We start from the raw sequence: 22,472 nt of genomic DNA, 5'->3' as shown, positions 1-22,472 counted from the left end.
TATTGTCTATGTCCTCTTCTTCCAAAATACTTTCTGAAATCTTTAGGTTAAAGCTTGAAATTGCAACACGATATCCAGAACTCATGAAGTATTTGGATGAAGAACCAATAACCATTCCTAATCAGGCAAAGCCAAAAGTGGATGATGCCTCTTTAAACGAATATTTACATACCTTAAAAAACCTCATAGAGAAATATGGGGGAGCGTAGTAAACAATTATAAATAAGCCTTCATTATCCCATAATATAATTGTTGAGACCTTAAGGCAAGTTCAAGGGAACGGCCGCTTTAAGATGTTTAACAGGCACTAAAAAAAGTATAATACCTATTCATTCTTCTTCTTTTTAGCATGTTTCATCGCCTCTCCAATTTGATTGCTTGCCGTAAAGCTCGCTACCATATCATTCAACATCTGGCTTCCCGCCTGAGGAGAATTGGGGAGTAGGATAAGATTACTGTTTGTTTCTTGCCCTATGGATTGTAAGGTGTCATAGTGCTGCGTCACCACAATAAGCGCAGAGGCTTCTTGGGAGTTTATACCAACTTTATTTAGTACTTCTACCGATTCTTCTAAACCACGAGCAATCTCCCGACGTTGATCTGCAATACCTTGCCCCTGCAAACGCTTACTTTCAGCTTCAGCTTTCGCTTTTTCAACAATTAAGATTCTAGCAGCATCACCTTCAAATTGTGCGGCAATTTTTTCACGTTCAGAGGCATTAATTCGGTTCATGGCTTGTTTTACCTGAGCATCTGGATCTATGTCTGTTACAAGCGTTTTTATAATATCAAATCCGTAATCGGACATGGCATCGTTAAGCTCCGCTTTCACAGCTAAGGCAATATCATCTTTTTTTACAAACACGTCATCCAGTTTCATTTTTGGTACTTCGGCACGAACCACATCAAACACATAACTGGTGATTTGATCATGTGGATAATCCAGCTTGTAAAATGCATCATATACTTTATCGCGAATCACTTTATATTGTACAGAAACTTTTAGACGAACAAATACATCGTCAAGTGTTTTGGTTTCAATAATAACGTCCAATTGCTGAATTTTTAAACTTAAACGGCCAGCAACCCTATCAACTAAAGGTATTTTGAGTTGTAGACCAGATTGTCTAATACTTGAAAACTTTCCAAAGCGTTCTATTATGGCGGCAGTTTGTTGCTTAACAATAAAAAACGAGGAAATTAGGATGATCAATACAATGAAGAAAATAGGTATAAGAAAGTAGTTCATAGCGATTATTTGATATTAATAGATTAGAAAAAAGAAGATACAAAATTTATGATATATTTGACGACCTATCCCCAAATTCATGAAAAATAGGTCTGCTATTGTATAAGTAGCTTTAATGCTATGTTTTGTTACAAAAAAGTTTTAGCCAAAGAGGAAATTATCGCATAACAAATGGTTTCGGTATCACTGGAGCAGTTACTAAGTTTGATATAATTACCGATAATTTTACCACGACCCAAGGTGACGGTTATTTAGGCGGGTTATCCGCCACAGTAGACATTCCGTTAAATGGTATAATGTGAGTTATGGGATGCAGCTTTCTCAAAACAATTTTGGTGTCTCAGCAAGACCTACACTTCTAAGTGCTGGTGAAGAATTTATAGGTTATAAATTACTAGCCGTACAAATTGCTCTAATGGGACACTTGAAAATCATAGAAAACTATTTGACTATTGATATTGGGCCTATGATACAATACAACGGAAATTTAGAATTGAATGATAGCAATAAAGAAAGCTATTATATTAATAATTACACCAATGTATCGGCTAAGGATATTGTGGATATTTCCAATTTTAATATCAATGGTGCCATAGGTGCTTCATCTGGTTATAAGTTTATCAAGCTAAAAGCGCAATATATTTATGGTATTACCAATATGTTTAAGAATTTAAATAAGCAAGATTTAGACACCGTAGGTTCTGAAAGCATGTTTAAAGGGAACCAAAGTATGCTTGTTTTTGGGGCGTTAATTTCTTTTTAAAAGGCTCTATCTACATCGTTTTGATAGCATTCTCTATACGCTTGATGGTTTCCATTTTTCCAATCATATACATGATATCAAACACATCGGGTCCTTGTAATGCGCCCACAAGTGCCAAACGTAGGGGCATCATCACTTTTCCGAAATTAATGTCGTTGCTTGTAATCCATCCTTTAATGTCTTTTTGAAGGCTTTCAACGGTAAAATCTTCAATCGATTCTACAACGGCAATGACAGTTTTTAAAATATCCGAGGTATCTTCTTTAAAAGCCTTTTTTCTTGCTTTTTCGTCATAAGATCTTGGTGCTTGAAAGAAAAAGAAACTCAATTCCCATAAGTCACTTATAAACGTAGCGCGTTCTTTTATAAGCCCGACAACCATGGCTATGTAATGAATATCGATATCGGATAAAGACGTATGATTAGATTGAAAAGCCTCAGCAAGTTCCAAATCATTTTGCTCTTGCATATAATGGTGATTGAACCACTTTATTTTATCGGGATCAAAACGCGCCCCGGATTTGTTGACTTTTTCTAAATCGAATGCATTAATCAATTCTTCCAAATTAAAAATCTCTTGCTCAGTACCCGGGTTCCAGCCTAAAAAGGCTAAAAAATTGATCATGGCTTCTGGGAAATACCCATCTTCCTTGTATCCTTTTGAGATGGCGTTGGTTTTTGGGTCTTCCCATTCCAATGGAAACACAGGGAAGCCTAATTTATCGCCATCACGCTTGCTCAATTTTCCTTTACCTGTAGGTTTTAAAATAAGGGGCAAATGCGCAAACTCTGGAGCATCCCAACCAAAGGCTTGGTACAGCTGATAGTGTAAAGCTAAGGACGGTAACCACTCTTCACCGCGAATAACATGTGAGATTTCCATAAGGTGATCATCAACAATATTGGCCAAATGGTACGTTGGCATGCCATCGCTTTTAAAAAGGACTTTGTCGTCCAGAATATTGGTATCAATAGTGATTTGCCCACGGATAAGATCCGTTAAGTGAAGGGTTTCATCTTGAGGCGATTTAAAACGAATGACGTAATCTTCACCTGCATCTAATTTGGCTTGTGTTTCTTCCTTAGAAAGTACTAAAGAGTTAACCAGCCGGCCTTTTTCCCGGTTATGCCAGTTATAGATAAAGGTTTTACCTTTTTCTTCGTGGTCTTTTCTGTGAAAATCCAATTGTTCTGAGGTATCAAAGGCATAATACGCATCACCAGAAGCAATGAGTTTATCTGCATAGGCTTTATATATATGCTTACGTTCGCTTTGTCTATAAGGGCCAAATTTTTCGTTTTTTCCTGGACCTTCATCATAAGGAATGTGGCACCAATTAAGGGCCTCAATAATGTAGTTTTCGGTACCCGGAACGTATCTATTTTGATCGGTATCTTCAATTCTGAGAACGAACGTACCATTGTGTTTTTTGGCAAACAAATAATTAAATAATGCTGTGCGTACCCCACCAATGTGTAAAGGGCCTGTTGGGCTTGGTGCAAAACGCACACGAACGTTCTTGATCATGTCTCTTTTTATTTAAGATTGCAAAGATAGATTGATAAGCCAATAGAACAAAGAAAATACTAGCTAATCATATCTTTAGGAATCCGTTTATTCATAATTGAAAACCACAGCGGTGGAATCATGGCAAGCACCATAGATGTTGGGTATCCGTAAGGCATTTGCGGACTTTCAGTATGACAGTCTAAAAGCTGATACTTTTTGGTGGTTTTAAAATGATGATCGCTATGTCTGGTTAATTCATATAAAACAATGCGTCCTATAATATGATTAGAATTCCAAGAATGTATTTCCTGCACACGTTCATAGCGCCCGGAGGGTGTTTTTAATCGCAATAAGCCATAATGCTCAATATAATTTACGGTTTCAAGCAATATAAAGCCAACAATAGCTGAAAAAAATGCAAAAATGAAGCCTGTAACACCAAACACCATTAAAATGATTAGTAAATACAGAACCTCTATAAGCATATACCACAGCATGTCATTTGTATAGGAAAAAAAGGGGTTACCAGTGTTACGCAGAAGTTTGGTTTGAATGTTCCATGCGCTAAAGTATTGCCTAAATACAGAGCTCACCCAAAACGAATATACTGTTTGATTGTATTTTGCTGTAGCAGGATCTTCTTTTGTGGCGGCGTGTAAATGATGCCCAAAATTATGTTCAATATAAAAGTGCATGTAAAGCGCCGGAAGGAGCAGGGCCTTACCAATAAAGCGCTCGTTGGTGGTTTGCCTATGTCCTAGTTCATGGGCAACATTAATGCCATTGACTCCGGCAATAATGCCCATAGAGAATATCAAACCAATAAATTCATAGGTTTCTAATATGGTGCTTGTAACGGTAACGAGTCCAAAAATAAGAAGTCCATAAACCACGACTAAATTTAAGTAAAGCATCCAATCAAATACCGTCTTGGTTTTTAATTGCTCTGTTTGACTCTGATTAAGGTTGCTATTATCTACGGGAAATATAAGTTCCAACACGGGAATAATTACAAAGGCATAAAATGGAGTGACAAAAGACCATGCCCCTTGATAAATCATACCAAGACATGCGAAAACGGGGATGCTAAAAGCGGCTAAGTATTTAAAATCGTTTATTTTCATTGTTCCCAAGATTGACAAATTGGCTATAACACAGACTACCGTTATAAAATTAACTAAGTTTTACCAAACATAAGCAAATAGCCTATAAAATAAAATTGTAGTTTAGTGTGTTGTAATAGCCTGTACCAAAATATTTTATAACCAAGGGCTTATTTAGTGATAAATAGAAGAATTAAGAATGGATAACTTCACCATTATAAAGCAAAAATTAGAAGTGTTTATTAGGCGCTATTATACTAATGACATATTAAAAGGTACTATTCTATTTTTTACCATTGGGCTGTTGTATTTTCTGTTCACGCTTTTTATCGAATCCGCGCTATGGCTCAATACGGGAGCAAGAACCATATTGTTCTGGACATTTGTAGTTGTGGAAGTTGGTTTGTTAACTAAATTTATTGCATTTCCAATAGCCCAATTATTAAAACTGAAAAAAGGAATCAATTACGAGGATGCTTCAAAAATTATAGGCGAGCATTTTCCTGAGGTTAATGATAAATTACTAAACGTGCTTCAGCTTCATCAGGCGGATACGCAGTCTGAATTATTACTTGCTAGCATTAATCAAAAGTCACTGGAGCTCAAACCCATTCCTTTTAAATTCGCTGTTAATTATAATAAAAACATTAGGTATCTAAAATATGTGCTAATCCCCATTATAATCATTGCTTTTATTGTTTTATCTGGCAATTTTGATTGGTTTAGTACCAGTTATGAGCGTGTCGTACATTATAAAACAACCTATGAGCCCCCAGCGCCTTTTCAGTTTTTCGTAGTTAATGATAGTTTACATGCCATAGAAAATGAAACCTTTAAACTTCGAGTACGCACGGCGGGAGAGGTCATTCCTGAAACCGCTCAAATTAGTTTTGATAATGAGGTATATATATTAAAGAAAACAGGGATTGGCGAGTTTGAATATGTATTTGCACAACCCAAGAAAAATGTTAGTTTTCAGTTGTCTGCCAATAAAGTGAGTTCAAAACCATATCAGTTGCATGTGATAGCCGCACCTTCTTTATTAGGTTTTGAAATGGATTTAGATTATCCAACATATACCAAAAAGAAGGATGTCATTTTAAAAAGTTCAGGCAATGCTGTAGTTCCTGAAGGCACAAAAGTAACTTGGCGTTTGAACACAAAATCAACTAGTACCGTAAACTTATATTCAAAAGATACGCTCCGCTTTTCTTCTAGTAATCTCGATAAATTTGAAGCCTCTAGGCGCTTATATCACAGTTTTGACTATAGTTTAAGTACGAGCAATATGAAGCTGAAAGATTACGAAAACTTGTCTTTTCATATTGACGTTGTCAAAGATGAGTTTCCCGAATTAAATGTTAAAATGGAAGTGGACAGTTTAGACCTGCAAACACTTTATTTTTTCGGCCAGCTTAGTGATGACTACGGTTTAAACAAATTACAAATGGTGTATTATCCAAGTGATAATCAAAAGGATAAAATTTTTGAAAATATCCCGATTTCAAAATCCAATATCACCGAATTTGTAAGTGCATTTCCAAATAATATCGATATTAAGAGAGGTGTTTCCTATAGCTTGTATTTTCAAGTATTTGATAATGATGAAGTTAACAGGTATAAAAGTGCAAAAAGCCCAATCTTCACATATCGTAAACGCACCAAAACAGAAGAAGAGGAAAAGCAATTACAATCCCAAAGTGAAACTATAAAGGACTTGAACAAATCCATTCAGAAATTTGAAGTGCAAGAAAAACAATTGGAGCGATTTTCAAAAACCCAGAAAGAGAAATCCAATCTCAATTTTAACGACAAGAAGAAATTAGAATCCTTTTTAAAGCGCCAAGATCTGCAAAATGAGATGATGAAGAATTTCAATAAAAAGCTACAGGAAAACTTGGAGGAGTTTAAAAAAGACAAGGAAGATCGCTTTAAGGAAGCTTTAAAAGAACGGGTTAAAGAAAACGAAGCGCAGCTCGAAAAAGATGAAAAATTATTAGAAGCTCTTAAAAAGCTTCAAGACAAAATACACAAAGAAGAGTTAACTCAAAAACTGGAAGATTTAGCAAAGCAGAATAAAAACAAGAAGCGAAGTTTAGAGCAGTTATTGGAGTTAACCAAAAGGTTTTATGTCGAAAAAAAGCTAGATAAACTGAAGGAAGATTTAATGAAACTAGCCATAGATCAGGAAGAACTGTCTAATGAAAAAGAAGAGGAAAACACCAAGGAACAACAGGACAAATTAAATGAGCGTTTTGAAGACTTCAAAAAACAAATAGAAGAGCTGGAAAAAGAAAGTAAGGCTTTAAGAAAACCGATTGAAATCCCCAGGGATAAATTAGATGAAAAGGAGGTGGAGCAAGAACAACAAAAAGCTTCAGAAGCATTAGAAAAGAAAGAAAGCGAGAACCCATCTGATAAAAATACAAGCGAACCAAAAGACAACCAAAGCTCCGAAAAAGCAAAGAAGAGCCAGAAGAAAGCGGCAAAAAAAATGAAACAGATGAGCCAGCAAATGCAAAGTGCTATGCAGGCCGGAGGTGGGGAACAAATGCAGGAAGATGCGGAGATGCTTCGACAAATTTTAGATAACCTAGTGTTGTTTTCTTTCGATCAGGAAGCCCTTATGAATCAATTCGAATCTATTGAAGTCAATAATAATAAATATGCCTCATATCTCCGAAAGCAGCAGCACCTAAAGGAATATTTTGAGCATATTGATGACAGTTTATTTGCCTTATCGCTTCGTCAGCCCAAACTCTCAGAGCGTGTCAATAATGAAGTCACTGAAGCATTTTATAATATGGATAAGGCCTTGGCTCAACTTGCCGAAAATCAAATATACCAAGGTGTTTCCAATCAACAGTTCACCATTACCGCTGCTAATAATTTAGCTAATTTTTTAAGTGATGTTTTAGATAATATGCAGGAGACTATGAGTATGGCGGCAGGAAAGGGCAGTGAAGGTGATATGCAACTACCAGATATCATAATGAGCCAAGAAGAGCTGAATAAACTGATGGAGGACGGTATGAAAAAGGGTCAAGAAGGGAAACCAAAGCCAGGAGAAGGAAAAAAAGAAGGCGCGGGTAAAAAGGAGGGTGATAAAGGAAAGGATGGTAAAAACGGAAAAGAAAATGGAGGGCATGGGTCTGAGTCCGGTGGAGAAGGCGAGGGTTCAAATGAAGATTTAAATGGGCAGCTATATGAAATCTATCAACAGCAACAACAGCTTCGAAACGCTTTGGAAGAACGATTGGCAAAAGAAGGCAAAACAGGAAACGGAGATGCTTTGTTGAAGCAGATGGAAGAGGTGGAACTCGATTTATTAAATAAGGGATTTACAAATCAAACACTCCAAAAAATGATGGAATTGAAGCATCAATTGTTAAAGCTGGAAAATGCTACATTTCAGCAAGGTCAGGACACTAAAAGAGAATCGGAAACAAACAACAATCAATTTATAAATCGGTCTACTGATGCCATTCCAAGGGCTAAACAATATTTTAACACGACAGAAATATTGAATAAACAAACACTACCTTTGCACCAAGTTTATAAAAAGAAAGTACAAGCCTATTTTAAGAAAACAAATGATTAGTTTTAATTATGAAACCGATTTTCAGCTAGAGCAAGAATCGACCATTAGCGCATGGATTTCTGAAGTGATTTTGAAGGAAAATTTCAAGGTAGGGGATATCAATTATATTTTCTGTACAGATGTGTATTTGCATCAAATGAATGTAGAGTTCTTAAATCACGATACCTTAACAGACGTGATAAGTTTTGATTACTCAGTCGGAAAAATAATACAGGGCGATATTTTTATTTCTATTGATAGGGTGGTAGATAACGCCAAAGATTTTGAGGTGTCTTTCTTAGAGGAACTACATCGTGTCATGGCGCATGGTGTGCTACACTATTGTGGTTACAAGGATAAAAACGAATTAGATGCTGCTACTATGAGGCAGAAGGAAAACCAATACTTAGATCTGTTGTAATTGGTATTAGGCTAGTTTTCAAGAATCAACGTATATTTGCAAACTTAAAATTTTTAAATGTTCCACGTGGAACGTTTTGAGGTGAATTGAAGTATTTAAATTAGAGTTTATGTTTAACGAAGTGTATGATGTTATTGTAGTAGGAGCTGGTCACGCAGGTAGTGAGGCTGCTGCTGCTGCTGCCAATATGGGGAGTAAAACCTTATTGGTGACCATGAACTTGCAAAACATAGCACAGATGTCATGTAATCCCGCTATGGGCGGTATTGCTAAAGGCCAAATTGTTAGGGAGATTGATGCGCTTGGCGGGTATAGTGGAATAGTTTCAGATACCTCGGCCATTCAGTTTAAAATGCTTAATAAATCTAAAGGACCTGCCATGTGGAGTCCTCGTGTTCAAAGTGACCGCATGCGTTTTGCCGAAGACTGGCGCTTGATGTTAGAAGGCACGCCTAATCTTGATTTTTATCAAGACATGGTGTCTGAATTATTGATCGAAAATCATAAAGTGGTTGGTGTAAAAACGTCACTGGGTATTCAAATTAAGGCGAAATCCGTAGTCCTTACCAACGGAACTTTTTTAAATGGACTTATTCATATAGGTGATAAAAATTTTGGTGGAGGTCGCGCTGGCGAAAGAGCGGCAACTGGAATAACAGAGCAGTTAGTAAGTTTAGGTTTTGATTCAGGCAGAATGAAAACGGGAACACCGCCTAGAGTCGATGGACGATCACTTGATTATTCTAAAATGATTGAGCAACCAGGTGATGAGAACCCTGAAAAATTTTCTTATTTAGATATTACAAAACCTCTAGAGCATCAACGTTCTTGCCATATGACGTATACCAGTCTTGAAGTACACGATTTACTTCGAGAGGGTTTTGATAGGTCTCCCATGTTCAATGGTCGTATAAAGAGTTTGGGGCCGCGGTATTGTCCTTCAATTGAAGACAAGATCAATAGATTTGCAGATAAGGATAGGCACCAACTTTTTATCGAGCCAGAAGGCTGGAACACTTGTGAGGTTTATGTGAATGGGTTTTCTACATCGCTTCCTGAAGACGTTCAATTTAAAGCGTTGCGTTCGGTGGTTGGATTTGAGAACGTGAAATTTTTCAGACCTGGTTATGCTATAGAATATGATTATTTTCCACCAACCCAATTGAAGCATACCTTAGAAACGAAGTTGATTGAAGGCTTGTATTTTGCAGGTCAGATTAACGGAACCACGGGGTATGAAGAGGCGGCATCTCAAGGTTTAATGGCTGGGATTAATGCCAGTTTAAAAGTGGATGAAAAAGATTCATTTACCTTAAAAAGAGACGAAGCCTATATAGGCGTTCTTATTGATGATTTAATTACTAAAGGAACTGAAGAGCCTTATAGAATGTTTACGTCGCGGGCTGAATATAGAACCTTGCTAAGACAGGATAATGCCGATATAAGATTAACTCCAAAAGGCTATGCACTTGGTTTAGCAAGTGAAAAACGACTTAAAAGGATGGAGGAAAAGCATGAGGCAGCAGAAAAATTCGTTAAGTTTTTTGCGGATACTAGTGTAAAACCAGAAGAAGCGAATCCGGTATTGGAAGCAAAAGGATCTGCCATGGTAAAACAATCTGATAAGATGTTTAAGATATTTTCTCGTCCTAATATTGATATAGATGACATAAGAAAATTTAAGGCTGTTGAAGATTATATAATCGAGAATGACTTAGACAATGAAGTTATAGAACAAACCGAAATCCAAGTAAAATATGCTGGGTATATTGCAAAGGAAAAAAACAATGCAGATAAATTAAGTCGCTTGGAATATGTAAAAATCCCTGAGAATTTTGACTATTCACAGATAAAATCCATGAGTTTCGAAGCACGCGAAAAGCTTAAAAACATTCAACCAACTACAGTATCCCAAGCATCAAGAATTAGCGGTGTGTCTCCAAATGATGTTTCTGTTTTATTGGTTTATATGGGACGATAAGTTGAGATTTTTGTAAAAGGTTCCACGTGGAACATGATAAAAATTTTGGCTATCAATTTAAAATAATTTCAAGTGGAAAGCGAACACGCTTTGCAATCAATTTTGAGAATGCAATTGGAAACAACAAAAAATAGGACTAATCTTGAACTCGCTTTATTGAATAACTAGTGTTCTAAAATACGCTGTTTATAAACCAAGAATTAAGAGAATTGATTTAAAAAAGTTTTTGATAAGTGTCTAAAACAAATTCAAATCGTACATACTTGAAAGTAATAGATCATTCGGTTTCAGGAGAGGAATTTCGATTAATTGAAAATTCAGAATTTGGCTTTTTGGAGACAAGGCCAAAACCGTCATTAGATAAATTACCAAATTATTATAAGAGTGAAGATTATATTTCACACACAGATGCCCAACGAAATCTTTTTGAAAAAGCATATCATGTCGTTAGGAAGTTTTCGCTTAAAAAAAAAATAAGACTAATTGATTCTCATGCTTCCGAAAGTAAAAGGCTTTTAGATGTTGGTTGTGGTACTGGAGATTTTTTGCAAGTTGCAAAGCATAATGACTGGATGGTTTCTGGCATAGAACCCAACCCAACAGCTAGAGCAATCGCAAATAAAAAAACAACTAATGCTGTTTTCGGTACAGAGGAACTCTCAAAATTTGAGCCCCATAGTTTTGATATAATTACCCTTTGGCATGTATTAGAGCATCTGCCAAATATAGAACAGCAACTTGTTCTTTTTAATACCCTTTTAAAACCCAATGGGCGATTGATTATTGCGGTGCCTAATTATAAAAGTTACGACGCTGCATACTATAAACAATATTGGGCAGCTTACGACGTGCCCAGACATCTTTGGCACTTTAATAGAGATGCTATAAACAAACTATGTATTAAACATGGTTTTGAGGTGGAGCATATTAAACCCATGTTATTTGATGCTTTTTATGTAAGCCTACTTTCTGAAAAGTATAAATCGGGTTTTATGAATCCGATTAGGGCATTTTGGGTAGCCAGTATTTCAAATATAAAATCAATCCGGTCCAAGCAAGCTTCATCCTTAATATATGTTATAAAAAAGAACAAAAGCGCATTTTAATAACACAGCGACCCAAACTTAAACGCAAATGTGCAATTAGTTTATCATTTTCTTTAAGCTTCTTAAATCGCTTTATTTGAAGCGTATTTCTATAATTAATAATTATCGACGTTGCCAGTTATTATAAATTTTTACTATTTAACAAAATCACAAGATGTTTCTTTATAATACTTAAGGTTTACTTTATTACTTTTGTTCGGATTAAAAAATCAATCAAATGAAAAAAATTATTTATTCAGCTTTTATATTAATGTTATTTGTTGCCTGCCAGCAACCACAAAAAATCGGATTTGTTGATAACGGATCTGTCATTAATGATTTTCAGCAAAAGAAAGATGTTGAAGCACAATATCAGATAAAAAATGAAGCTTTTAGAAAAAGAGCAGATAGTGTCGGACAAGCCTTTCAGGCAGAAGTTCAACAGACTCAAGCTACGGCCCAAAAATCATCTCAAAAGCGAGCGCAAGAGTTAATGGGCGGTCTACAACAAAAACAACAACAACTTCAACAAACCATGCAGGTTGAGCAACAGGAAATACAACAGGCTTTTCAAGTGGAAATTGATTCAGTAATCTCCCAAGTGAAAACATTCGTAAAAACTTACGGAAAAGAGAATGGTTATAACTTCATTTTAGGAACGAGTGACGCTGCCGCTACCGTCATGTACGGTGACGAAACACATGATTTAACAGCGGTTATTACTGAGGCGTTGAATGCCAAATACAAGAAGGAAGAATAGGTGTAAGTGTTTAAAAATAAGATGATTAAGTCCTTTTTTGTTTTAAAAAGGACTTTTTTTTATAATAAAATGAAAAACCATTTTTTCCGGCTAGGACCATTTCCTGAGGTTGGATTAATGATGGCAAACCAAGATTTGGTCATCCTATTCATTTAGGTGGATTTTTTATGAAGTAAACGCGTGAGTTTAATTGATAAATCTGTCAAGATAATTTTAGAATTTCCGTTACGCTCAATATGATATATAGCGTCTTGTAGCTCATTATTAATTTCCAGAATATTATTGTTGTGAATAAACGGCGCAAAATTTTCAAGTTTGAATTTTTCAGTTTTCGTCTCTAAATAAACCAAATCTGAAGCATTATAGTTTAGCAATAAAGCTTGTCTGAAAAAATCTATACAAAAGTGCAAAAACTGTTTTTGTGTTTCGCGCCCAGTTTTGGCAATTTCTTCACTCCAAGAAATAAGATCGTGTATGGCGGCCTTATTCCCTTTCGCCTTAAAAGCACTTCTAATCCAGAAGATAAACCAGGTTTCAAACTGTAAATCTTCAGAATCTTGATACACCAAATCGCAGGCTTTATTATAATTCCCGTTTGATTGGTGCGCTATTTTTTTAGCAATTGAAGATTCTAATCCGTACTTTTTTATCAATCCATGTTCAATGACATCTTCAGCTAACGGCGGAAAATGCAAGACCTGACAACGAGACCTAATGGTAGAAATAATTTGTTCTTCGTTTTCGGCAATCAGGATAAACACCGTTTTGTTTGGTGGTTCTTCAATGAGTTTTAAAAGCTTGTTGGCACACTCTCTATTCATTTTTTCCGCCATCCAAACAAGCATTATTTTATAACCACCTTCGTACGCTTTTAAGGATAATGCTTTTACAATATCGTGGGCTTCATCAACCCCAATTTGCCCCTGTTTATTATCGACACCTAATAACTTGTACAAATCAAACAAATTCCCGTAAGGTTGCTGTTCGATGAGTTGACGCCAATCTTCAATATAATGACTGGATACAGGGTGCTTTTTCGCTTTTTCACTGGTCGTGACTGGGTAAGCAAAATGCAGATCTGGATGAGAAAGATTTTTGAATTTTAAATTACAGGCAGTATTGCCCAAATTATTTTCACCCTTAGTGTTATTACACAATATATACTGTGCATAAGCAATGGCCATAGGCAGTGTGCCACAACCTTCTGGACCTACGAATAACTGCGCATGCGAAATTCTGCCATTATCAACACTTTGTGTTAAATGATTCTTTATATGTTTCTGACCGAGAATATCTTCGAAAAGCATGTGGCAAACCTACATAATTTTTTTGTTATTGGCAGAATGAAATGATAAGGCATACATGGTCTGTACGTCATTTTTTATAAATCCAATAAAAACACTAAAAATCAAGAAAATTCAGTTTTGTATTCAATAATGTCCTATTAAAATTTGTAAAACAGCCCGAACAATATGTTGGGTATAGGTTAAAAGGTCTTTTCAAGATTTATAACTTGCTTTTATAACAAATAAAAAATGGTATCCTGTCTGAAATGACAAATATATTATGATTATTAATTAAAACCATGTCTTTACTCTATGTTCTAGCAGCGGAGCGGTCTTAATTCTTTTATTGGACAATAATAATTATTTATTATCTACATCGTTTTCGTGAAAAAACACATTTTATGGCGCAAATTAATTAGTTACATTTGTGAAACAAATATCTAATATATCAGCTATGAGAACGCTTAACGACTTTAATTTTGAAAATAAGAAAGCCTTAATTCGTGTAGACTTTAATGTGCCTTTAAACGATAATTTTGAGGTAACAGATACAACACGTATTGTTTCGGCAAAACCAACGATTATAAAAATTTTAGAAGATGGTGGAAGTTGTATTTTAATGTCGCATTTAGGAAGGCCTAAAGGGGTTCAAGATGAATTTTCGCTACGTCATATTACTAATGATGTTGAAGAGATCCTAGGTGTTGAAGTTAAATTTGTAGAGGCATGTGTTGGCGAAAAAGCCGAAGCAGCAGCAGCAAATTTACAGCCAGGGGAAATTCTTTTATTAGAAAACTTGCGATTCCATGCTGAAGAAACCGCAGGCGATGTAGGGTTTGCTAAACAACTTTCAAAATTGGGAGATATTTATGTTAACGATGCTTTTGGTACAGCGCATAGAGCGCATGCTTCAACCACTATAATTGCACAATTTTTTCCAGAGAAAAAGTGCTTTGGAAATTTATTGGCCCAAGAAATTGAGAGTATTAAAAAAGTAATGGAAACAGGAGAAAAACCAGTTTTAGCCATTTTAGGAGGTGCTAAAGTATCTTCAAAAATTACGATTATAGAAAACATTCTTGATAAAGTAGATCACTTAATAATTGGTGGAGGTATGGCATTTACTTTTGTAAAAGCTCAAGGCGGAAAAATAGGAAACTCTATTTGCGAAGACGATAAGATGCCATTGGCATTAGACATTTTAAAACAAGCTAAAGAAAAGAATGTGCAAATTCACATTCCTGTTGATACTATTGCTGCTGATGATTTTAGTAATGATGCAAACACTCAAATTGTTGATATAAATGAAATTCCTGACGGATGGGAAGGTGTTGATGCTGGACCAAAGTCCATAAAACTTTTCCATGATGTTGTGATGAAGTCAAAAACCATTCTTTGGAATGGCCCTTTAGGCGTTTTTGAAATGGAAAATTTTGCAAACGGAACTATTGAATTAGGAAATTCCATTGCAGAAGCTACCAAAAATGGTGCGTTTTCACTAGTTGGTGGTGGTGATTCTGTGGCTGCAGTGAAACAATTTGGATTCGAAGATAAAGTAAGTTATGTAAGTACTGGTGGCGGTGCTATGCTTGAAAGTTTAGAAGGTAAAACACTACCTGGAATTGCAGCTATTTTAGAATAAACCCTATTAAGTTTTCAAATTACCTTAAAAAATACGATTTTAGCCATAAGAGCGTTCAATATCCAAATATATTGATTTTATGGTTTTCCGATTTTTAATAATAGTATTTTATTTATTTTCTAATGTTTGTATTTCTCAGGAGAAAGAGCCTACTCCTGGAGTCAATGACGTTATTACTGATTCTTTAATAGATGGGAAACCGGCGTTTGTTCAAACGATAAGGGCAAAAATAGATAGTGCTTCTGTAAAAGATTTAAAAGATCTTGAGATGGCAGCGCTTTTTGACGAGAAATGGCGATTAGAAGTTTATAACAGCACCTTATTCGACACGATTTACAAATCTGTAACAGAGCTTTCCTTTGAACCCGTTGATTATCCAGAATTACCCACAGACACACTTAAAGCTAGGTTAAAAGAACTCGATGCCAGAACCCCTTTTAATGTAGAATATAACCCTGCTTTAGAAAGCGTGATTAAATCCTATTTAAAACACAGAAGGAAGTCGCTACAAAAACTCATGACCTTAAGCGCTTTTTACTTCCCAATGTTTGAAAGTGAACTGGATAATTATAATATTCCTTTAGAAATAAAATATCTAGCTATTGTAGAATCTGCACTTAAACCAAGGGCGAAGTCAAGGGTTGGTGCAACTGGCTTGTGGCAGTTTATGTTCAGTACGGGTAAAATGTATGGGCTTGATGTAAGCAGTTATGTTGACGAACGCAGTGACCCCATCAAATCTACCGAAGCTGCCAGTAAGTATTTAGCGAGACTCTATAAAATTTTTGGCGATTGGGATTTAGCATTAGCCGCCTACAATTCTGGGCCTGGAAATGTTACAAAGGCCATTCGTCGCTCTGGAGGTTATCAAAATTATTGGAATATAAGACCTAATTTACCGCGTGAAACCGCGGGATATTTACCAGCGTTTTTAGCAAATATGTATATTTTTGAATATGCCGAAGCGCACGGATTTAAAAAGTATAAACCAGAAGTGGCCTTTTTTGAAACGGATACGCTCAGGGTTAAACAAATGATTACCTTAGATCAAGTTTCAGAAGTTACTGGTGTGACTATTGAAGAATTGCAGTTTCTAAATCCTTCCTATAAACTGGATATCATTCCTTTTATTAAAAAAGAAAACTATACGTTGAGACTTCCAAATGCAGCGATTGGTAGTTTTGTTAATAATGAAGAAAAAATTTATGCTTACGCCAAAGCGGAATTTGATAAACGCGAAAAGCCATTACCTCAATTTTTTAACGCTTCAAGCCGAATAAGATATAAAGTAAGATCTGGTGACTACTTGGGGAAAATTTCTAGAAAATATGGTGTAAGGGTAAGCCAAATAAAAAAGTGGAATGGCCTTAGAAGTAATAATCTGAAAATAGGGCAACGTTTAACTATTTATCCGAGAACCCCACATGTTACCGCTAAATCATCATCAAGCAAAAGAACAACTTCAAAAGCGTTAGCGGGCAATATAACGACCTACATTGTAAAAAACGGGGATTCTTTATGGAGCATTTCTCAAAAATTTCCTGGAGTTTCTGTACAAAATATTAAAGATTGGAACGATATTAGTGGCACTAAATTAAAACCAGGAATGAAACTTAAAATTTCCAAAGGCTAAGTTCCAAAAACCTTATCATATTATGAGACGTACTCTTTTACTAGTATTTACTGTGTTTACTTTAATCTCTTGCGGCGATGGAAAAAACGATAGAATTATTTTTGATTCTGCAGGTAAAATAAATGATGTATCCGTCGTTATTGACAACACCATGTGGGACGGCCGCGTGGGTGAAGCTATCAGAAATGTACTCTCCTCGCCTATTTATGGATTGCCACAAGACGAACCCATTTTTTCAATAAATCAAATCCCATCAAGTGTATTTGATGGATTTATTACTAAAAGCAGGACCATTTTAAAAGTTGAAATGGGAAAACCTGCCGGAGTAACGTATAAGAACAATGTATATGCCAAACCCCAACGCGTTGTGATTGTGAGTGGCCAAAATAAAGATGAAATTATTCAGCAAGTTTCTGATAATGCTTCTAAAATTGTAGACGTATTTAAGAATATTGAAATTTATGAGAAGCAGCGCTTAATTAAAAAAACCTTATATAATTCTAAAACGCTAACAGAAAAATTAGGCCTTAAAATCAACTTTCATTCCGGCTACAGGGTTGCCAAAGAGGAAGATGATTTCATTTGGATTAGAAGAGATATTAATACGGGTACTTTAAACTTGATGATTTATGAGTTACCTTTCGATGCCATTACAAAGACTGACAGTACGGTACGTCAAATCATTAAAATTAGAGACTCTATTGGTAAAATGCATATCGCGGGACCAACGGAAGGGTCTTACATGATTACCGAGAACGCTTATACCCCGTTTCATTCTGAAATTATTTTGGACAATAAACCGACTTTAGAAACCAAAGGGCTTTGGGATATAAAAAATGCATTTATGTCTGGGCCTTTTATTAATTATGCTATTGAAGATAAAATAAACAACAGGTGGGTCGTAGTTGAAGGTTTTGCCTTTGCCCCTTCTGTTGAAAAGCGCAATCATATATTCGAACTGGAATCTATTATCAAATCTATTAAAATTGAATAGCAGATAGGTAAATTTACAAACAAAAAAACCAACGCCTGGCGTTGGTTTTTTTGTTTTCAAAAGGAAAAGAAATTAATCTTTTTTATCTTCTTTAATGTCTTCTTCTTTACTTGCATCTTTAAATTCTTTGATGCCACTTCCTAAGCCTCGCATTAATTCCGGAATTTTTTTACCACCAAATAAAAGCAGTACAATAACAACAATTAAAGCTATTTGCCAAGGACCAATTGCTAATGGTAACATATATAAACTCATAATCAACATATTTAAAAAGCAAAGTTAATAATTAAACTTTAATAATACCGTTTTAGGCGTAACTTTAGCGTTAAGACAAATACGTCTTGCCATATTTTTATTTAATTTTGTTTCAACATGAAGGACAAAAAAAAAGAACCAAAGAAAATAAAGCGAAAGCTACTAGATAAGTACCGATTAGTAATACTTAATGAAAACACATTTGAAGAACGCTTGTCTTTTAAACTTACCAGACTTAATGTTTTTGTACTGGTCTCATTATCGGCCTTAATTTTGGTAGGTATAACCTACGCCATTATTGCTTTAACTCCCCTTAGAGAATATATTCCAGGCTACTCATCTACAGCGCTTAAGAGACAAGCCACAGAGTTAAGCTACAAAACAGATTCGTTACAACAAGTTATAAATGTTAATGATTTATATTACAATTCTATTAAGCAAGTCCTAAAAGGAAATGTTAGCGCCACAGATATTAATAAGGATTCCATTATTGAAGCCGTTAAACTTGAAGCGAGTCAAGTAGATTTAAGGCCCATTGCCGAAGACTCGCTATTACGCGATAAGATTGATAAAGAAGATAAATACAATTTATTTGAATCGGCTACCTCATCAACTAATTTTATTTTATTCCCACCTGTAAACGGCACTATAAGTGAAACCTATAATGTGAAAGACAGGCATTATGCAGTTGATATTATTGTAGCAGAGGATACACCAATCAAAGCCACAGCAGATGGCATCGTTATATTTTCAGAATGGACGGCAAGCACGGGCTATGTTATCATTTTAGAACATAGTTATGGTTTAATATCGGTTTATAAGCACAATGCAGCTTTGACAAAAGAGCAAGGTGACTTAGTAAAGGCTGGCGAAGTGATTGCCACGGCAGGGAATACAGGAGAACTTAGTACAGGGCCACATTTGCATTTTGAGTTATGGAACGATGGTTATCCTATTAACCCAACTAATTTTATAGATTTCAAATAATGATATTACTAAAACCGATAATTGCAAAATTATTTGCACGACGTATTTATAAGCGCACGTACAAATGGGCTAATAATCCGCATAAAACCCAAAAAGCCGTTTTTCAGGATTTAATTAGTAAAGCAGCAAGTACGCAGTTTGGAAAAGACCACGATTTTATCAGTATCAATAGTTATGAGGATTTTGTAAAACGTGTACCCATAAGAGATTATGAAGCGCTTAAACCTTATGTTGAGCGTATGGTTGCTGGAGAAGCGGATATACTTTGGCCTGAGAAACCGCTATATTTTGCCAAAACTTCTGGAACCACTTCTGGGTCAAAATACATCCCTATTACTAGTGCAAGTATGCCCAGTCATATTGAAGCGGCACGGAATGCCATTCTACTATACATTCATGAAACTGGTAAAGCTAAGTTTGTAAGTGGGAAAATGATTTTTTTACAGGGAAGTCCGATTTTAAAAGAAGAACATGGTATTCAATTGGGGCGACTTTCGGGAATTGTGGCACATTATGTACCCAAATATCTTCAAAAAAACAGGTTGCCATCTTGGAAGACGAATTGTATTGAAGATTGGGAAACTAAAGTAGATGCTATTGTTGAAGAAACAGTGCCAGAAAACATGACTGTCATTTCAGGAATCCCATCCTGGGTCCAAATGTATTTTGAAAAAATTAATGAGAAAACGGGTAAAAAAGTTGGAGAAGTATTCAAAAATTTCAACCTGTTTATTTTCGGGGGTGTTAATTACGAACCGTATCGAGCAAAGTTTGAAAACCTCATAGGACGAAAGGTGGATAGTCTTGAATTATATCCTGCCAGTGAAGGTTTCTTTGCTTTTCAAGATAAGCAAGATAAAAAAGGCATGTTACTCCAATTGAAATCTGGCATATTTTACGAATTTGTAAAGGCAGATGAGTTTTTTAACGACAAGCCAAAACGGATGACCATTGAAGATGTAGAAATAGGAGTCAATTATGTCATGATTATATCATCAAATGCCGGTCTTTGGGCCTATAATATAGGCGATACCATTCAGTTCACTTCAACAAAACCATATCGTGTTATCGTTTCAGGACGAATAAAACATTTTATTTCAGCTTTTGGCGAACATGTTATTGGTAAAGAAGTCGAGCAGGCGATGCACGAAGCCACATTGAATTCAGATGTCAGGGTTTCAGAGTTTACCGTAGCACCTCAAATTAATCCAGTAGAAGGTCTGCCGTATCATGAGTGGTTTATAGAATTTGAAAATGAACCTAAAAACCTTTCCGCTTTAGCGAAAAAAATAGACGAATCACTCCAAAACCAAAACAGTTATTATTTAGATTTAATTGAGGGCAAGGTGCTCCAACCACTTAAAATAACTAAAGTCCAAAATGGAGGTTTTCAAAATTACATGAAATCTATTGGAAAATTAGGAGGACAAAATAAAATGCCAAGACTGTCTAATGACAGAAAAATCGCCGAAGGTTTTTCACACGTATATTAAATCAAATAATACTATCTTTGAGCGATTAAAATTAGTGTATGGGTCGTATAAAACATCATGGAAGAACGAGAGCGCAAGAGAGTACAAATGCCATTGAAAGAATGTACATTACCATGCGTCATTTATTCAATAGAGGATTTTATAAACCTATGGGTATTTCGGGCGAAACCCTGAGAGAGTCCCTCCTGCTCTTGCGCCCTGAAATATATGGGTCTATAGGGGATGAAAAAGCTGAATTAGAGGGTTTGCTTTACGTTATTGATAGACTGCCCACTGGTATTGAAGAATGCACTTTTATTAATTTAACAAGTGATGAAGGGTATTCTAATTCGCATTTCAAACCTATTATTCCAGAAAAAAGGCGTCGTAATTGTTATCGAATTGATGATGAGCAAATGAATATTGAGATCACTCGTGGACGATCTGAGATTTACGATATTTTAACCCACCTTACCTTTCTTTTTGTAGAGTCCCATAAAATTAGTAAACGTGTTATCATTAATGAAGATGGTGCCACTACAAGAGATTGGATTAAACTGGAAAAGGCCGTTTTATCTAAAAAGAAATTAACGCAGCAAGAGCGTGAAGTAGCCATAACACATACGGCCAATATTTTAGGGAGAACCTTTAATGAACTATCAAGTGTTTATGCCGATTTTTCTACACCAACACAGACTGAGCGTCTATTACATATCGTGTATTGGTTGGGTAAACTGGCTATTGAAGAGCAAATTAGTAATAATAAACGAACTATAACTTTTAGCCCTGTATTACGCGAAAGATTAGGGCATCACATTCATGGTGAAATTTGGGCAGATGCGATAAAGGAAACCTTATTCAATAATGACCTTCTAGATCGTCCAATCCACATTATAAGTGCTAATATGCATAGTGTGATGAACACGTTATATTCGCCCAATGCCCTTAAAGCGTTAACCACGAAAAAAGATATCTTTCAGGTGTATGAGGCCTTAAGTTCGAATAAGAACAACGATTTAAGACACAAAGTAAATAAGGAAGCCCTAGGAAGCGGCATGATTTATATAAAGGATGCGTCTGGAACTAATATTGATGTTCAAATATTTGACACAGATCTAATTGATATTAAAAAGCTCGATATCAAGGTTAATGAAACTATAATTAAAGAAAAGAAGCCCATAATTTTAGTCATGGATTATGCTTTTGGTGAGCAGGCTTATGAAACCATTGATGAATTGCTGAAGCCTTATAAAAAGAAAGGAAAGAAACTACATTTGAATGTGGAGTCTGTTTCCATTATGGGAAAAGCAGGTATACTTGAAGGCGGAAAAGGGGACATTATGATTCCTTCGGCCCATATTTTTGAAGGAACCGCAGATAATTACCCGTTTCATAACGAATTAAAAAAAGAAGATTTAGAAAATCAAGGTGTAAATGTTTATGAGGGCTCGATGATTACGGTTTTAGGGACATCATTACAGAATAAGGACATACTAAAATTTTTCCACAATTCAACATGGAGTGTTATAGGTTTAGAAATGGAGGGAGCACATTACCAAAAGGCTATACAAGCCGCCTCAAAGGTTAGAGGCAGTATTAGTCCAGATGTTAAAGTTAGGTATGCCTATTACGCTAGTGATAATCCGCTAGAAACGGGGGGTACTTTAGCATCAGGAGGTCTGGGAACCTCAGGCGTCAGACCAACCTATTTAATCACGCGAACGATATTAGAACAGATATTTAATTAATAA

The 22,472-nt window shown here is 35.6% G+C and carries 18 protein-coding genes; 13 read left to right on the top strand and 5 right to left on the bottom strand.

Annotated features, from left to right (window positions below):
- Window positions 1–8: 8 nt before the first annotated feature.
- Entirely contained in the window at window positions 9–209 is a 201-nt protein-coding gene (locus FAF07_RS07460) for a hypothetical protein (protein WP_142784505.1), read from the top strand.
- 116 nt (window positions 210–325) lie between these two features.
- Here the strand turns inward: FAF07_RS07460 and FAF07_RS07455 are convergent, their stop codons facing one another.
- Entirely contained in the window at window positions 326–1,249 is a 924-nt protein-coding gene (locus FAF07_RS07455) for an SPFH domain-containing protein (RefSeq protein WP_142784504.1), read from the bottom strand.
- Between the two features lie 298 nt (window positions 1,250–1,547).
- Between FAF07_RS07455 and FAF07_RS07450 the strand changes: the two genes are divergently transcribed.
- Window positions 1,548–2,012 (top strand): hypothetical protein, encoded by a 465-nt coding sequence (locus FAF07_RS07450; protein WP_246067803.1) that lies wholly within the window; start codon window positions 1,548–1,550, stop codon window positions 2,010–2,012.
- Window positions 2,013–2,022: 10 nt separating this feature from the next.
- On the opposite strand, the gene gltX is transcribed toward FAF07_RS07450, so the two are convergent.
- Both gltX and FAF07_RS07440 read right to left on the bottom strand, forming a co-directional pair.
- The gene (gltX, locus tag FAF07_RS07445; protein ID WP_142784503.1) at window positions 2,023–3,540 is read right to left on the bottom strand and encodes a glutamate--tRNA ligase; all 1,518 of its coding nucleotides are present in this window, start codon (window positions 3,538–3,540) and stop codon (window positions 2,023–2,025) included.
- Between the two features lie 59 nt (window positions 3,541–3,599).
- A complete protein-coding gene (locus FAF07_RS07440) occupies window positions 3,600–4,646 on the bottom strand; it encodes an alkane 1-monooxygenase (RefSeq protein ID WP_317130342.1) in 1,047 nt (348 codons plus the stop codon).
- Between the two features lie 178 nt (window positions 4,647–4,824).
- Here FAF07_RS07440 and FAF07_RS07435 point away from each other — a divergent pair, with 178 nt between their 5' ends.
- The 5 genes from FAF07_RS07435 to FAF07_RS07415 all read left to right on the top strand — a co-directional run bounded on the left by FAF07_RS07435 (window position 4,825) and on the right by FAF07_RS07415 (window position 12,452).
- On the top strand, window positions 4,825–8,226 hold the full coding sequence (locus FAF07_RS07435) for a DUF4175 family protein (RefSeq protein WP_142784502.1): 3,402 nt from the start codon (window positions 4,825–4,827) through the stop codon (window positions 8,224–8,226).
- Window positions 8,219–8,626 carry an rRNA maturation RNase YbeY gene (gene ybeY / locus FAF07_RS07430; protein WP_142784501.1) on the top strand — a complete coding sequence of 136 codons (408 nt, stop codon included), beginning with the start codon at window positions 8,219–8,221 and terminating at the stop codon, window positions 8,624–8,626. The genes FAF07_RS07435 and ybeY overlap by 8 nt, the downstream gene beginning before the upstream one ends.
- 109 nt (window positions 8,627–8,735) lie before the next feature.
- A complete protein-coding gene (mnmG, locus tag FAF07_RS07425; protein WP_142784500.1) occupies window positions 8,736–10,607 on the top strand; it encodes a tRNA uridine-5-carboxymethylaminomethyl(34) synthesis enzyme MnmG in 1,872 nt (623 codons plus the stop codon).
- A gap of 263 nt (window positions 10,608–10,870) precedes the next feature.
- Complete coding sequence (locus FAF07_RS07420; protein WP_246067802.1) at window positions 10,871–11,713, top strand: class I SAM-dependent methyltransferase; 843 nt, start codon at window positions 10,871–10,873, stop codon at window positions 11,711–11,713.
- A gap of 217 nt (window positions 11,714–11,930) precedes the next feature.
- Window positions 11,931–12,452 (top strand): OmpH family outer membrane protein, encoded by a 522-nt coding sequence (locus FAF07_RS07415; protein ID WP_142784498.1) that lies wholly within the window; start codon window positions 11,931–11,933, stop codon window positions 12,450–12,452.
- 152 nt (window positions 12,453–12,604) lie between these two features.
- On the opposite strand, the gene FAF07_RS07410 is transcribed toward FAF07_RS07415, so the two are convergent.
- A complete protein-coding gene (locus FAF07_RS07410; protein WP_142784497.1) occupies window positions 12,605–13,759 on the bottom strand; it encodes a DNA polymerase III subunit in 1,155 nt (384 codons plus the stop codon).
- 433 nt (window positions 13,760–14,192) lie between these two features.
- On the opposite strand from FAF07_RS07410, the gene FAF07_RS07405 reads away from it, so the two are divergent.
- The 3 genes from FAF07_RS07405 to FAF07_RS07395 all read left to right on the top strand — a co-directional run bounded on the left by FAF07_RS07405 (window position 14,193) and on the right by FAF07_RS07395 (window position 18,007).
- Window positions 14,193–15,380 (top strand): phosphoglycerate kinase, encoded by a 1,188-nt coding sequence (locus tag FAF07_RS07405; protein ID WP_142784496.1) that lies wholly within the window; start codon window positions 14,193–14,195, stop codon window positions 15,378–15,380.
- Between the two features lie 79 nt (window positions 15,381–15,459).
- Window positions 15,460–17,013: a LysM peptidoglycan-binding domain-containing protein gene (locus FAF07_RS07400; RefSeq protein ID WP_142784495.1), complete on the top strand. Its 1,554-nt coding sequence runs from the start codon at window positions 15,460–15,462 to the stop codon at window positions 17,011–17,013.
- A 22-nt stretch (window positions 17,014–17,035) separates the two neighbouring features.
- Window positions 17,036–18,007 (top strand): DUF4837 family protein, encoded by a 972-nt coding sequence (locus FAF07_RS07395; protein ID WP_142784494.1) that lies wholly within the window; start codon window positions 17,036–17,038, stop codon window positions 18,005–18,007.
- A gap of 72 nt (window positions 18,008–18,079) precedes the next feature.
- Here FAF07_RS07395 and FAF07_RS07390 read toward each other — a convergent pair whose 3' ends face one another.
- A complete protein-coding gene (locus FAF07_RS07390) occupies window positions 18,080–18,262 on the bottom strand; it encodes a Sec-independent protein translocase subunit TatA/TatB (protein ID WP_142784493.1) in 183 nt (60 codons plus the stop codon).
- Window positions 18,263–18,379: 117 nt separating this feature from the next.
- Here FAF07_RS07390 and FAF07_RS07385 point away from each other — a divergent pair, with 117 nt between their 5' ends.
- The 3 genes from FAF07_RS07385 to FAF07_RS07375 are packed head-to-tail and all read left to right on the top strand — an operon-like array spanning window position 18,380 to window position 22,469.
- A complete protein-coding gene (locus tag FAF07_RS07385; RefSeq protein WP_142784492.1) occupies window positions 18,380–19,249 on the top strand; it encodes a M23 family metallopeptidase in 870 nt (289 codons plus the stop codon).
- Window positions 19,249–20,742, top strand: a complete 1,494-nt coding sequence (locus FAF07_RS07380) for a GH3 auxin-responsive promoter family protein (protein WP_142784491.1) — start codon at window positions 19,249–19,251, stop codon at window positions 20,740–20,742. The genes FAF07_RS07385 and FAF07_RS07380 overlap by 1 nt, the downstream gene beginning before the upstream one ends.
- Before the next feature lie 38 nt (window positions 20,743–20,780).
- Window positions 20,781–22,469 (top strand): DUF6909 family protein, encoded by a 1,689-nt coding sequence (locus tag FAF07_RS07375; protein WP_142784490.1) that lies wholly within the window; start codon window positions 20,781–20,783, stop codon window positions 22,467–22,469.
- Window positions 22,470–22,472 lie beyond the last annotated feature (3 nt).

This window comes from Changchengzhania lutea, from assembly GCF_006974145.1.
In the GTDB taxonomy this organism is placed as follows: Bacteria; Bacteroidota; Bacteroidia; order Flavobacteriales; family Flavobacteriaceae; genus Changchengzhania; species Changchengzhania lutea.
This window is presented reverse-complemented; position numbering and strand designations above follow the sequence as displayed.